Annotated in this window: 14 protein-coding genes and 1 pseudogene; 3 read left to right on the top strand and 12 right to left on the bottom strand. The window is 44.7% G+C overall.

Going from position 1 to position 12,312, the window contains the following annotated elements; translation table 11 throughout:
• Positions 1-55 precede the first annotated feature (55 nt).
• From ACYVIL_RS03590 to ACYVIL_RS03580, 3 genes and pseudogenes are all read left to right on the top strand, one after another.
• On the top strand, positions 56-370 hold the full coding sequence (locus tag ACYVIL_RS03590; RefSeq protein WP_460311584.1) for an ion channel: 315 nt from the start codon (positions 56-58) through the stop codon (positions 368-370).
• Between the two features lie 22 nt (positions 371-392).
• Positions 393-903: pseudogene (locus ACYVIL_RS03585) on the top strand (DUF305 domain-containing protein).
• 39 nt (positions 904-942) lie between these two features.
• Positions 943-1,695, top strand: coding sequence for a MauE/DoxX family redox-associated membrane protein (locus tag ACYVIL_RS03580; RefSeq protein ID WP_460311583.1), 753 nt, complete (start codon positions 943-945; stop codon positions 1,693-1,695).
• 131 nt (positions 1,696-1,826) lie between these two features.
• Here ACYVIL_RS03580 and ACYVIL_RS03575 read toward each other — a convergent pair whose 3' ends face one another.
• The 12 genes from ACYVIL_RS03575 to hypD all read right to left on the bottom strand — a co-directional run bounded on the left by ACYVIL_RS03575 (position 1,827) and on the right by hypD (position 12,308).
• On the bottom strand, positions 1,827-1,991 hold the full coding sequence (locus tag ACYVIL_RS03575; protein ID WP_013755263.1) for a hypothetical protein: 165 nt from the start codon (positions 1,989-1,991) through the stop codon (positions 1,827-1,829).
• A 96-nt stretch (positions 1,992-2,087) separates the two neighbouring features.
• Positions 2,088-2,579, bottom strand: coding sequence for a hypothetical protein (locus ACYVIL_RS03570; RefSeq protein ID WP_013755264.1), 492 nt, complete (start codon positions 2,577-2,579; stop codon positions 2,088-2,090).
• 71 nt (positions 2,580-2,650) lie between these two features.
• The gene (locus tag ACYVIL_RS03565) at positions 2,651-3,022 is read right to left on the bottom strand and encodes a hypothetical protein (RefSeq protein WP_044447462.1); all 372 of its coding nucleotides are present in this window, start codon (positions 3,020-3,022) and stop codon (positions 2,651-2,653) included.
• 49 nt (positions 3,023-3,071) lie between these two features.
• Positions 3,072-3,524 (bottom strand): hypothetical protein, encoded by a 453-nt coding sequence (locus ACYVIL_RS03560; RefSeq protein WP_460311582.1) that lies wholly within the window; start codon positions 3,522-3,524, stop codon positions 3,072-3,074.
• Positions 3,525-3,534: 10 nt separating this feature from the next.
• Positions 3,535-4,188 carry a methyltransferase family protein gene (locus ACYVIL_RS03555; RefSeq protein WP_013755267.1) on the bottom strand — a complete coding sequence of 218 codons (654 nt, stop codon included), beginning with the start codon at positions 4,186-4,188 and terminating at the stop codon, positions 3,535-3,537.
• Positions 4,178-4,501, bottom strand: a complete 324-nt coding sequence (locus ACYVIL_RS03550) for a DUF2933 domain-containing protein (RefSeq protein WP_123324660.1) — start codon at positions 4,499-4,501, stop codon at positions 4,178-4,180. Before ACYVIL_RS03550 ends, ACYVIL_RS03555 begins: the two co-directional genes overlap by 11 nt.
• Before the next feature lie 46 nt (positions 4,502-4,547).
• On the bottom strand, positions 4,548-4,901 hold the full coding sequence (locus ACYVIL_RS03545) for a cupredoxin domain-containing protein (RefSeq protein WP_460311581.1): 354 nt from the start codon (positions 4,899-4,901) through the stop codon (positions 4,548-4,550).
• Between the two features lie 12 nt (positions 4,902-4,913).
• Positions 4,914-7,262 carry a heavy metal translocating P-type ATPase gene (locus tag ACYVIL_RS03540; protein WP_460311580.1) on the bottom strand — a complete coding sequence of 783 codons (2,349 nt, stop codon included), beginning with the start codon at positions 7,260-7,262 and terminating at the stop codon, positions 4,914-4,916.
• Between the two features lie 24 nt (positions 7,263-7,286).
• Complete coding sequence (locus ACYVIL_RS03535) at positions 7,287-7,697, bottom strand: MerR family transcriptional regulator (RefSeq protein ID WP_013755271.1); 411 nt, start codon at positions 7,695-7,697, stop codon at positions 7,287-7,289.
• A 119-nt stretch (positions 7,698-7,816) separates the two neighbouring features.
• Positions 7,817-8,869 carry a hydrogenase expression/formation protein HypE gene (gene hypE / locus ACYVIL_RS03530; protein ID WP_460311579.1) on the bottom strand — a complete coding sequence of 351 codons (1,053 nt, stop codon included), beginning with the start codon at positions 8,867-8,869 and terminating at the stop codon, positions 7,817-7,819.
• Positions 8,866-11,175, bottom strand: coding sequence for a carbamoyltransferase HypF (hypF, locus tag ACYVIL_RS03525; protein ID WP_460311578.1), 2,310 nt, complete (start codon positions 11,173-11,175; stop codon positions 8,866-8,868). The genes hypE and hypF overlap by 4 nt, the downstream gene beginning before the upstream one ends.
• Positions 11,172-12,308, bottom strand: coding sequence for a hydrogenase formation protein HypD (gene hypD, locus ACYVIL_RS03520; RefSeq protein ID WP_013755274.1), 1,137 nt, complete (start codon positions 12,306-12,308; stop codon positions 11,172-11,174). The genes hypF and hypD overlap by 4 nt, the downstream gene beginning before the upstream one ends.
• Positions 12,309-12,312: the final 4 nt, after the last annotated feature.

Raw genomic sequence — 12,312 nt, 5'->3', positions numbered from 1 at the left:
CACCGCTGATCAGTTAGCATTAGTCTCGGCATGGTATTGAGTTGTTAGTTTATTTTTGGCGAAACAAATTATAACTCTTTACCATGCCGCTCAAAAACCAATCACGAAAGATCAACAGGCCCTAGCAGCTCTGTGGTTCACGTTTGCTTTTAAAGTGTCCATAGCAATGGGTCTAGGGAACGTAAATGGTGGCAGCCTAAACCAATTTATTGAGCTTTTCTATTTTTCCCTAATCAACCTGACCACGCTTGGACTTGGCCAGATTGAAGCGACTTCTCATTTGAGATTTCTTGCTGGAATAGAAGCAATGACTGGCTTTTTACTGGTGAGCTGTTCAGCCTCTGTTTTAATTAAATACATGAAACATTAATCTAGAATTCAAGGAATTAAACATGACTAAATATACTAAATTTTTCGCAATGATACTTACCTCTACCGCCTTTATGTTGGTTATGATGTACTTCAATTCATATTCAATTGAGCATGTTTTCTTTAGCGAGACTCGCTTATACATGGCTATCTACATGGGGGCGATGATGGCGGTCATCATGCTGCTATTTATGCTGCCCATGTATGAAAGCAAAATAAAAAACGTTTCAATTTTAATAGGCAGTGTCGTTATTTTTTTGTTTGGCGCTATTTTTGGTGCGATCGCAAGCTACCATTGAAGGTCGCGCGTGGATGAAAGCAATGATACCTCACCACTCTATTGCGATCTTAACCAGTGAGCGTGCAAATATTGATGATGTCCGAGTTCAAAAATTGGCCGAAGAAATTATAAACGCTCAAGAGCGCGAGATTAAGGAAATGAAATGGTTAATCTCAGATATCAATAAAAATGGCATTGTGTCCTCAGCGAATGAGGCAATTCAGCGCCCTGTCCCCGACTTTAGTAAAAAGTAACAACTATCTTTTATTATTATTTTATACCGGAGAACAAACATGAGTAAATCTGCAACGCTTTACAGAATGCATACGAAGGAGCACATTTGCCCCTATGGTTTACGTTCAAAAGACCTGTTGGAAAGAAAAGGATATAAAATCGACGATCATAAACTTAGCTCTCGTGAAGAAACAGATAAATTTAAGGAAAAACATGGGGTTGAAACAACACCTCAAACATTTATTGAGGAAAACCGTATTGGGGGATATGACGAGCTAAGGGAGTTTTTTGATATGGGGAAAGCTGGGCAGACTGGCACAACCTATACGCCGGTTATCGCTATTTTTGCGACCGCATTTCTAATGGCTTTGGGCATTGTCTTTGCTCAAGCCGGCACCATAGAGTCACTTTTGACCGTTCCAGTCATCGAAGTCTTTGTGGCGCTGAGTATGTCGATTCTTGCGATTCAAAAATTACGCGATTTATATGGCTTTACCAATTCGTTTATTACCTACGATTTACTAGCAATGCGCAGTGTGCGATACGGTTACGTTTATCCATTTGCGGAAGCGTTCGCTGGGATTGGTATGCTTGCCGGATTATCAGGCTATGTCGTTGGCCCCGTATCTCTCTTTATTGGAACCATCGGTGCCTTATCGGTATTTAAAGCTGTTTACGTAGATAAGCGCGAGTTGAAATGCGCTTGCGTCGGCGGAGACAGTAATGTTCCCCTCGGTTTTGTTTCGCTTACGGAAAACTTGTTTATGATTGGTGCTGGAATTTGGATGCTTTATCAGGCAATAGGAGCTTAAACATTGGGTGTTGCTCTAACACCTATTGATGAAGCCACAATCACTTTCCAAATTGCTCTAAAATACTTTATGCGCCCATTTGCCCGCAATGGGAAAATAGGCGCTTCCAGCGGTCAAAACTTGCCACGTTTTTAATCGTCACTCTTTGTCGAGAATGCTTTGAAAGCTTTTTCTAGCGAATCTTCAAACTTCTCTTTGTTACAACCCCCTTCTTCACTTTGTTTGGTTTCGTTGTCTGTTGGTTTAATGGCTTGATTTGGCGTGTTCGTGACTTGGAGTAAATCGGTATTTAGCATAGTGGAAACCCTTCTGTTCGCGTTGATCTCATTAAAAACTGGTGTGCCGGATAACACACACATTATCTAAAGCAAATAACAGGCCAAATTTCCATGTTAACAAATGTTTGGGGTTAACCCGAATGACAGTAAACTGCACTGAGAACGAATGCTTTCTATGTAGCTTTTCAAGGCATCGTCTACCGACGCTATGTCACGAAAACATATATCAATCGCTTTATCTACATGTGGACGAGATTGGATACTTGCAATAACCTGATCTCTATCACCACACATCATAAGCAAACGGATAGCCTCTTCCAACAGGAGCATATGGCAACCTTCCATTGCTAATACACCGTTATGTTGCATTCGGTTAACCACCTTTAAAGCTCGTTTATCACCCGTAAAAAGGTTTGATGGTTTGTTTTCTTGAGCGCCAAACGTGAGAATAAGTTCTCCTGCGTCAAGGTGAGGGGTACGAAGTTGTGCAATAACATCAAGGGCTTGCTCGTCGGAGATTGTGACAGGTTCGCTGTGAGATACAAAATAAAGAATACTTTGTATGTGCGCCGGTTCGAATCCCATTTTATTCTTACTATGATCCACAGTGCTAATATCCTGTTTTAATTAGTGCTGATTGGTGAAGTCCAACATAAAGTTGCTCGATTCGCGCTACACTATTTCTGTCTATTGCTTTGCCCGGGTGGGACACGATGGCAGCTCCAGGGTTTATGTTTCGCATTTTCACGAATGTTTTCGTCAACGAATTGGTAGTAGCCTTCTTTCATCTTTGTCCAAAAGTCATCAGAAATGTCTGCACCGTGTGCACGAATGATTGTCTCAATGCCATCTAAATTGCAGTGGGTCGCGTCATAGCCGATATGCAAAGTGTTTTTGGCTTCTTCAAATGAAACGGCATCAATACCAAAGGTCCCATCAATTTCAGCAACAATTGCTAATAAATTACCGTCGGTAATGCCGGTTAACTTCAAATGCCGTACCACTAAATTAGCCTCAGAAACGCCCACTCTGTGATCTAAATCGCTCATACTTTTCTCCTATAAATTAATTACCTACACAGTTATGTCAGTCACGTCACTAATTACTTAAAACGCTATTGGCATTAACCACTTGCTGCATTAACGATTGTAAAACTGTCATTCTTTGTTCTATTAACAACAAATGTTCATCTATCGAGTTCCCCATCACAACAATGTCGCTTGCTGATATGCCGCTTTCGATAAGAACAAGACTTCTTTGCAGGCCTTTTGTATATGTCTCTTTTAATCGTATCTTTTGTTCAGTATTAGATTCACTTTGGATCCTCTTCTCAATACTCGTTAAGTAGGTATCCATCATCTTCATATGCTCTACAATCAACGTTTGCCTCTCAGAAACGTCATTGATCCGTTGGATGCGTTGCATTAATGCATCCATGACGCGCTCGTTACTGCGTAACATCTCATCGGCACTCATGGATGTCTGAGCACTCGTAAAGGTAGCGGATAAAACGCCTGCGACAAACAATATTGAAACTAATGCTTTCTTCATTTTGTAATCCTTACACGGGGCTTGAAACGTTTGAATTGAGAAATCGTGGGAACCAACCTGGCGTGGCTTGCTTATATTGCCTATAGGTATCACCAAACTCAGTTTCGGCGTGCTGCTCTTCGCGTTTGGCCAGTCGAACATAGACAACAATGAGAATGGGAAACATGAGCAAAGTGGGTAGTGTTGGCCATTGCAGTAAAAAGCCAAACATGATCACAATGAAGGCAACATATTGGGGATGCCGACAACGTGCGTACCAACCGCTGGTCGCTAAGCTGCTCGTTTTTTGCGCGTGATGCAGGACATTCCACGAAGCAGATAAAACAAAGAATCCTAAAACGATGAGAACATTACTCAAGATGTGCAGTACATCCCAATGCGCATCGCCAGATAACCCCAACAGTGTATGCCACAAGTGACCATTTTCGTGACTTAAAAAATCTACGCCTGGGTAACTTTCGGCTAACCAACCGGACAAAAAATAGATAGTGAGCGGGAAACCATACATTTCAGTAAATAACGCCACGATAAAAGCGGAAAATACGCCTAAGCTTCGCCAGTCTGTTTTTGACTTCGGCTTGACGAAACTAAACGCAAAAAAGATAAATATTGCGGAGTTAATGATGACTAACGTCCAAAGCCCATAATCTGATTCACCGTGCATTGTCACTCTCCATTTTACGTTTTTCCTTGCGTGCCTGCTCTAACCCTTCGATATAACCTTGTCTGTATTGATCATTGTCTTCGGTTTGCTCTTTAAATGTTTGCTCGTCGTTAGCATGTGTCTCATGCCCTTTACCATGACTTCCGTGCATAAAGATATGCATCACCGGGCATAGCAGCAGGATCAAGTATGGTAAATACGGGAAAACATGTTCACCATGCTCGACAAACAAGAAATAGCTTGCCGCCGCTATAAGTCCGATGGCGGACCAACCACTGGGGGTGCGCCAAAAAGGTAATTTTTGTTTATTCACAATACACCTCGCTTTTGTGTCGTTTAAGTTTTCAGAAAACGGTAAATCACTTGATCACCAAAGTGCCAAGGTACATTTGCATCTGACAATGAAACGGATAGCGACCTGCTTTTTGGGGGGGAATAGTGACCATCACACGCTTGTTAAGCACTAATGTTTCACTGATCTCCAACTCGGGTATGAGTAGTGTTTCCGCACAGGGGGTCGCATCTTCTCTGTAGAACATCAGTTGTACAGACTCATTCGCGGGCACTGTGATATTGGCAGGTTGATACACGCCATCTTTCACGCGGACTTCGATGCTGCCGTCTCGTACTTCAGTTGACTTTGTTTGGTAAAGCCAAAACCACCAAACAATAAGCCCAATCACGACTAACCCTATCAAATTAATCCACATCATCTTTAGGTTCTCCTAATGCTCTTTAGCTTTGAATAAACGTAATCGATTCGCGTTGGTCACTACCGTTAACGACGAGAATGCCATCGCTGCACCGGCAATTACTGGGCTAAGTAGTAAGCCTAAAAATGGATAAAAAACACCTGCAGCAAATGGGATCCCCGCGACGTTATAGATAAATGCTCCGAAGAGATTCTGCTTTATGTTTCTCAGCGTTGACTTACTCACTGCAATCGCATCCGCTAACCCATGTAAGGAGCCTCGCATCAACGTGATATCTGCACTTTCTATTGCGACATCAGTGCCTGTTCCGATAGCAAATCCGACGTTGGCATGGGCTAAGGCGGGCGCATCATTGATCCCATCGCCGGTCATTCCGACGATTTCACCCTCACGTTGAAGTTCGAGCACTTTGTTTGCTTTATCTTCTGGCATCACTTCAGCAACGTAATCAACAATCCCCGCCTTTCGAGCAACGGCTTTTGCAGTCATACGATTGTCCCCCGTCAACATCACCACACGTATTCCGTTGTGCTGTAGGCGCTTGATGGCATCTATTGAGTCTGATTTTATTGGATCGGCAACAGCAATGACGGCAACTAATTTTGAATCAATCGCGAAATACATTGGGGTTTTAGCCTCTGCGGCCAGCCTCTGCGCTTTGTCAACGTAATGATGAAGTTCTATTGATTTTTCTTTCATCAATTTTTCATTGCCAAATAGCAAACGCTGAGAATTCAGTGTTGCTGCTACGCCCTTCCCTGCAATGGACTCAAAATCAGTCACCGAGTGGATCGGCACACCTTGCTCTTTCGCGGATTCAACGATCGCCATTGCGAGTGGGTGTTCGGAACCCGACTCCAGGCTTGCAGCTAACGAAAGCACGTCATCTTGATTGTGATCTGACGCAATAACAACGTCGGTAACTTTAGGCGCCCCCTCTGTTATGGTGCCGGTTTTATCTAATACCATTGTGGTAATTTTCGAAGCAGATTGCAGCGCTTCACCGTTGCGGATAAGTACGCCTGCCTCAGCCGCCTTGCCAACCCCCACCATGACCGACATCGGCGTGGCTAAACCTAATGCGCAAGGACATGCAATAATCAGTACCGTGGTTGCTGACACGATTGCGAAGGCAACCTCGGGAGCCGGACCAAAATTGAGCCACGCTAGTGCGCTCATTACGGCAATGATCATAACAACCGGCACGAAATAGGCAGAAATAACATCTGCCAATCGACCAATAGGTGGTTTTGAATTTTGTGCACGTTTTACCATGTTGATGATCTGAGCTAGCGCGGTGTCTTTTCCCACGCGTTCTGCCCGAAAGACGATAGAGCCTGATTTGTTGATGGTACCGGCCACAACCTCATCGTCTTTTCGCTTCTCAATTGGCATAGGCTCACCCGTTAGCATTGATTCATCAATACTGGTTTGGCCCTCGACGACTACACCATCTACAGAAATGCGTTCTCCGGGTCGAACCCGGATAAGATCATTGAGCAAAACATCTTCAATAGGAATATCAATATCATCGCCATCTCGAATGACACGTGCAGTCTTGGCTTGCAAGCCTATCAGCCTTTTAATGGCCTCTGAGGTTTTACCGCGTGCTTTGATCTCAAGGGCCAGGCCCAAATTAATTAGGCCGATGATCATGGCGGTTGCCTCAAAATAAACATGTCGTGCCATTTCAGGGACATACCCCGGAAAGAACACAACTGTCATCGAGTACAACCAGGCGGTTCCTGTACCCAAGGCTATCAAAGTATCCATATTGGCCGAATGATTTTTAAACGAATTCCATGCACCCACATAAAAATGACGACCAGAGAACACCATGACACCTAATGTCATGAGCCCAATAATCAACCATACAATTCGCTCCGTGGTCGTGTTGACGCTCATTTCCCCGGTTACCAAACCATAGATCATGAGCGGTACTCCAAGCGACAATGCAATGACCATATGTCGCATTAGCTTTTTATAATATGCCCAATCCGCTTGCTCTTTTTCTTCAATGGCAGCCTCATCAGAATCGGCATTTGCCAGCGTTGCGTTATACCCAGCTTCTTCTACCGCACGAACCAGTTCGCTTGGCGAGGCATTACCATTGATAAGCACTGTACGCTGTGCAAAGTTCATTTCTGCGCTGGTGACGCCTGCGACTTGTTTTAAGGCTGTTTCAATTTTAGTGACGCAACTGGCACAACTCGCCCCTTGAATATTAAGTTGTATCTCGCCTGCATCGGAAGACACCTGTCTGGTCTGCGTTTTAGTGTCAACCGCTTCGTTCGCGGTTGATGTTTTATCGCCGCCACTACAACACCCATGTGCTTTCGCACTGTCTGTTTTAGAATTCATAAACCACTCCCTATTTAAACCTTGTTATGACTTAAGCGCTGTGAAACCTTCAATTAAATGGCATATCGTATCGGCCGTTGGAGGTTGATCGGGTTTGTTTTGCCACTCTGAAGTGGCTAAGCGCATGCGCTCTCTAAGTTCATGCATGTCCTGATACCGCTGTTCAGTCTCTTCCAACCTCTTTTCAATAAGACGCCTTACCGTTGGACACGGCGCATTGGTTTGTGAAGATGTAACTAGGATCTCTTTAATATCATTGACCGAAAAACCTAGTGAGCGAGCACTTAGAATGAATCGTAGTCGCGTCACATCCGCCGGCCGATAATACTTGTATCCATTGTGGGATTTATTTGGGACCAAAAGTCCAATGCGCGTATAATAGCGTACGGTATCAACGCTAATATCTAGTGCATCTGCTATTTGTTTTACCCGCATTTTAAACCCCCTTCTTTATCAACATAGTTGTGCCGCTACAACACGCGTTCAATCCTATGTTTTACTCTCACCTTCATACGATAAACCTGTGTGCTGCTCACAGGTCAACACCTAAACCTTCAACAGATCCGTGGAAGTGGCTCATCTTCAAGTTCACTCATGAAGCGTCGCCCTCCCATTGGCGTAATAATCGACACGCGGCCCTTTAAGTCTGTATTTTTTGATATAACACCAATATATTGGGCATTTTCACCGTTTTTTATACCCCGCCAATGAGTGAGTACTTCGCTGCTAATATCGGGACTGACAATTGCAATAACGCGTCCCTCACAAGCCAAAACGAAAGGATCAAAGCCTAGAATGTCACACACGCTTGCGACCTCTGGACGCACCGGAATGTTATTTTCAATTAGCTCGATATTGAAACCCGTTTCAGTTGCCACGTCATGGAGTAACACTGATAGTCCTCCACGCGTTGGGTCTCGGACAAAACGAACGCCTTCTAAGTCTCTGATTGCATTGACTAACGGGAAAACGCTGGCACAGTCGGACTTTAATTGGCCATGCAACCCATAGTCCTCACGCGCCAGTAATACGCAAGCACCGTGATCGCCAACAGAGCCACTGACAAGTACATGATCGCCCGGCCTTATAAGACTCGTATCCCAAATTGGTGTTTCTTGGCTGTCACCCACACCCGTTGTATTGATATAAACGCCACCACCGAATCCCTTTGGAACGACTTTAGTATCTCCCGTTATTATGGACACATTGGTTTCTACAGCAGCTTGATGCATTTTATGGACAACCTCCTTGAGAGCCGTCATCGAAAAGCCTTCTTCAATAATGAATGCAGTACTGATATACCGAGGGGTCGCGCCAACGACAGCCAGATCATTCACGGTACCGTAAATACTTAATGCCCCCACATTGCCACCTGGAAATGTGTAAGGTGAGACAACGAAGCTATCGGTTGTCATACTCAGAAAGGGACCGGCGAAGGTTACCGAAGCCGCGTCGTGTAGCAGATCTAGTTCTTTATTGGCAGTATTTTTAAACACATCATTAATAAGTTTTTTGGTCAATATTCCACCATTGCCTTGCGCTAACCGAATAGTATCGGTGTCCAACGGTTCTGATGATGCTCGATTATTACGCTCTATGCCTTTCATGATGATCTCCTTGAGCAATATTCGTGAATTTGCCCGACACTTATTGCTGCATCGTTTAAAGGTAAACTGCTTGGGATAACAACAGGAATGTCTGATTGTGCAAAACGTTCAGCTAGGCCATCGCATAAAATGCGGTTTTGGAAGACGCCTCCGGCCAAACCAATATGTTTGAAATCATACTTTTTGCGACAACGCTGGGTTAACTCCCACGCAGTTTCAATGAGTGATGCGTGAAAATTTGCGGCGCGGATTTGTGCGGGTACTGTTTTATCAAATAGGTCAGGCACCATCGTTCGCCAGTCCATTAGAATGAAATCATCACTTTTCTGTATCAAGGATAACGGCACAATCTTGGATGGCGTGGATGCAACACTCTCAAGCATCATCGGTGCTTGCCCTTCATATGAGACTTCACTTTGTTCACAACAGGCAAACGCAGCTGCATCAAACAGTCTTCCCATCGAACTACTAAAATAACAATTAAGTTCGTTTTTCCATGCCTTGAAACTCAGGTGCTCTGGGTCAAAGGGGGTCAAATCGACCTCCGTGAAACTAGTCTCCCATGCAAGTGCTGCGGCGCTGCGCCAAGGCTGATATGGTACTTTATTCCCGCCTTGCAGTTTCATAGGAGCCAATGATGCAATGCGTTTCCAATTGCCCGGTGAGCCCCAAAACACTTCACCACCCCACAAATCACCATTACTGCCTATCCCTGCCCCATCCCATACAAAAACCAAACTAGGTGACGAGACTTCAGCAGATAACGCCCAGGCGGATGCGTGGGCACGATGATGTAAAATTTCACTGGACGGTAATGGGCTTTCCTTGGCCCAACGAGAACTAATATAGCCAGGATGTCGGTCACACAGAATACGCTGCGGACTGACATGATAAAGGTCTTGAAAATCACTGATACATTTTTCAAAATGTTCCTGCATTATAGGCGAATCTAGGTCGCCAATATGCGGCGTTACCACTAGTCGGTTCTTCCATGCGAACGATACCGTGTTTTTCTGATTCGCCCCCACCGCAAGAAGGGGTTCTTCCACGTCATAGGGAAGCGTTAATTCCAGGGGACTTAAGCCCCGCCCCAGACGAAACGGTATAGCGCCTGACATCACAGTTCTTAGAACGGAGTCGTCAAGTTTGTGACAGATATCGCGATTATGATGAACAAAAAAATCAGCCAACATGGAAAGCTGTTGTTGTGCAGACGACGTCGATGTGACCATAGGTTCACCGTATTCATTGCCTGAGGTTGCGATCATCGGACGATTGAATTGCTTCATGAGCATCAAATGCAAACCACTGCATGGTAACATCACCCCCAAATCACTAAGCATTGGCGCTACGTTTTCTGCAATGGGTGCATTGCGTTTTTTTGGTGCAAGCAAAATAGGTCTTATAGGGCTTGATAGGAGCGCTTTATCTTGACTGTTTACCACCACACAGTTATCGAGCCAACTCTGTCCAGGAACATCGCTTTGCGGCTCTGGAAGCATCACCGCAAAAGGCTTGTCGGGTCGATTCTTTCGTCGCCGCAGTAGATCAACCGCTTCAGTGTTTTGCGCGTCACAAATTAAGTGATACCCGCCGACACTTTGTAACGCAATGATTGCACCTTGGTTAAGGCATCCCACAACCGCAGTCACAACATCGTCATCACCTTGCGCGATCACACGACCGCCAACTGTTGAACAAAACACTTCAGGTCCGCATGCGCGACAACTGATAGGCTGTGCGTGAAAGCGCCTGTCATGCGGGGATTGATATTCTTGGTGACACGTCTCACACATAGGAAACGCAGACATACTAATATTTTTTCTGTCATAGGGCATTGCCCGCAACATCGAGAATCTTGGTCCACATTCGCTGCACGCGATGAAACTATAATCACTGCGCCGGTTAGCTGTAGACAGTAACTCGGACTGACACGCGTCACACAAATACAAGTCTTTGGGCACTGATACCGTCCCGCTTAATGTGTCATGACTGCTTTCTTCTATCGAAAATGTACCTAAGCCATTGGGTTTAATGCTTTTCTTTTCGAGCAAACACAACGATACCAGTGACGTATTATTTACTAATTCATATGAAAACTGTTCAACATCTGATTCTGAGCCTTCAATATGTATGCGCACACACCCACAATCGTTTTTGACCCATCCCACAAGGTTTTTTTCATGGGCTAAACGGTAAATCAAGGGTCTAAAGCCAACGCCTTGGATCATCCCTGTAATGATTAGCTCATACGCAATCGTTTTTGTATTATTTTGATTTGCTTCGTGCGAGCCGGAAGCCGTCATGACTTTATCTCCACTTTTTGCATATTTCCCTTCTCAATAACTTCTATTACTGAGCGCTCGCCAGCGCTATACCAGATTCTGCAAGCCCCCTCGTCGGAAACCATACAGGCTCCTTTGGGCGAAGCCGGTATACATTCCTTACCGAAAAACGGGCACCCATCAGGTGCCATTTGCCCAAGTATCACTTGCTCACAGGGCGGGGGTGTTTTTAGACCGGTTTGTATAATTCGTGAACTAGAATCGATTGGCTCATAATGGTTGGTAACGTCTAAGTGCGACAATTTTGCAGCCAATGAAAATCCAGAACGCGGTATGACACCAATTCCACGCCAATGCGCATCAACCTGAGTAAACGCTGTTTTTAAAAGAGTTTTAGCCGCTGAGTTACCATGGTGCTTGACCACTTCGGGATAGCTATTGTTCAGCGTAATGACTCTGCTAGAACAGTTTTTGATAAGTGCATGGATCGACAAAAGCAGACTTTCTGGATGAAATCCTGAAATACTGACGGGTAAATCATGATGGTCGATAACAAATTGCCATTCTTCACATCCCATAATGGTTGCGACATGGCCTGGTGCAATAAGGGCGTCAAATGTATCTTTTTGACTTCTAAGCACATGGGCAACAGCTGGCCAAGTAAGACGTCCAGACAATAAAACTTTAAGGTTATTGGGCAAATCAGCAAGCAATGCTGCTGCAACCGGTGCCATGGTGGTTTCGAAACCGACCGCAAAAAATACAACCGCCTTTTCAGGTTCACCTATCGCAATAGATACTGCTTCTTGCACAGACGAAATAGGACGAACATCTGCTCCACTATTTTTTGCTGCTATCAATGAATCACAACCATCGATAGCACAATCGATGGGCACGCGGAGCATATCACCAAAACTCACAATGACGACGTTTTCGTTGAGTGCTAAGTGAATCGCGAATGCGATATCTTCTTCTGGACAAATACAGACGGGGCAGCCTGGGCCGGGGATCAGATGAATATTGTGTTGAAATAACGTTCTAAAGCCAGCGCGCGTGATCGCGCGCTCATGACCACCACAGACATTGAGAATACGGAGCGGTTTTGTAAGCGGCGTTTTCTTGATCAGAGATAGTAACGATTCAACACTATACATACTC

Source organism: Aliiglaciecola aliphaticivorans, assembly GCF_054782055.1.
The sequence above is the reverse complement of the archived record's forward strand: the minus strand, read 5'-3'. Positions and strand labels throughout refer to the sequence as shown.

Excerpts from the sequence above, each read along its gene's own strand:
- hypD (WP_013755274.1), bottom strand. The coding sequence starts at position 12,308 with ATGTATAGTGTTGAATCGTTACTATCTCTGATCAAGAAAACGCCGCTT.
- ACYVIL_RS03560 (WP_460311582.1), bottom strand. The coding sequence starts at position 3,524 with ATGAAGAAAGCATTAGTTTCAATATTGTTTGTCGCAGGCGTTTTATCC.
- ACYVIL_RS03545 (WP_460311581.1), bottom strand. The coding sequence starts at position 4,901 with ATGATGTGGATTAATTTGATAGGGTTAGTCGTGATTGGGCTTATTGTT.
- ACYVIL_RS03565 (WP_044447462.1), bottom strand. The coding sequence starts at position 3,022 with ATGAGCGATTTAGATCACAGAGTGGGCGTTTCTGAGGCTAATTTAGTG.
- ACYVIL_RS03575 (WP_013755263.1), bottom strand. The coding sequence starts at position 1,991 with ATGCTAAATACCGATTTACTCCAAGTCACGAACACGCCAAATCAAGCC.
- hypE (WP_460311579.1), bottom strand. The coding sequence starts at position 8,869 with ATGAAAGGCATAGAGCGTAATAATCGAGCATCATCAGAACCGTTGGAC.
- ACYVIL_RS03555 (WP_013755267.1), bottom strand. The coding sequence starts at position 4,188 with ATGCACGGTGAATCAGATTATGGGCTTTGGACGTTAGTCATCATTAAC.
- ACYVIL_RS03535 (WP_013755271.1), bottom strand. The coding sequence starts at position 7,697 with ATGCGGGTAAAACAAATAGCAGATGCACTAGATATTAGCGTTGATACC.
- ACYVIL_RS03540 (WP_460311580.1), bottom strand. The coding sequence starts at position 7,262 with ATGAATTCTAAAACAGACAGTGCGAAAGCACATGGGTGTTGTAGTGGC.
- hypF (WP_460311578.1), bottom strand. The coding sequence starts at position 11,175 with ATGACGGCTTCCGGCTCGCACGAAGCAAATCAAAATAATACAAAAACG.
- ACYVIL_RS03580 (WP_460311583.1), top strand. The coding sequence starts at position 943 with ATGAGTAAATCTGCAACGCTTTACAGAATGCATACGAAGGAGCACATT.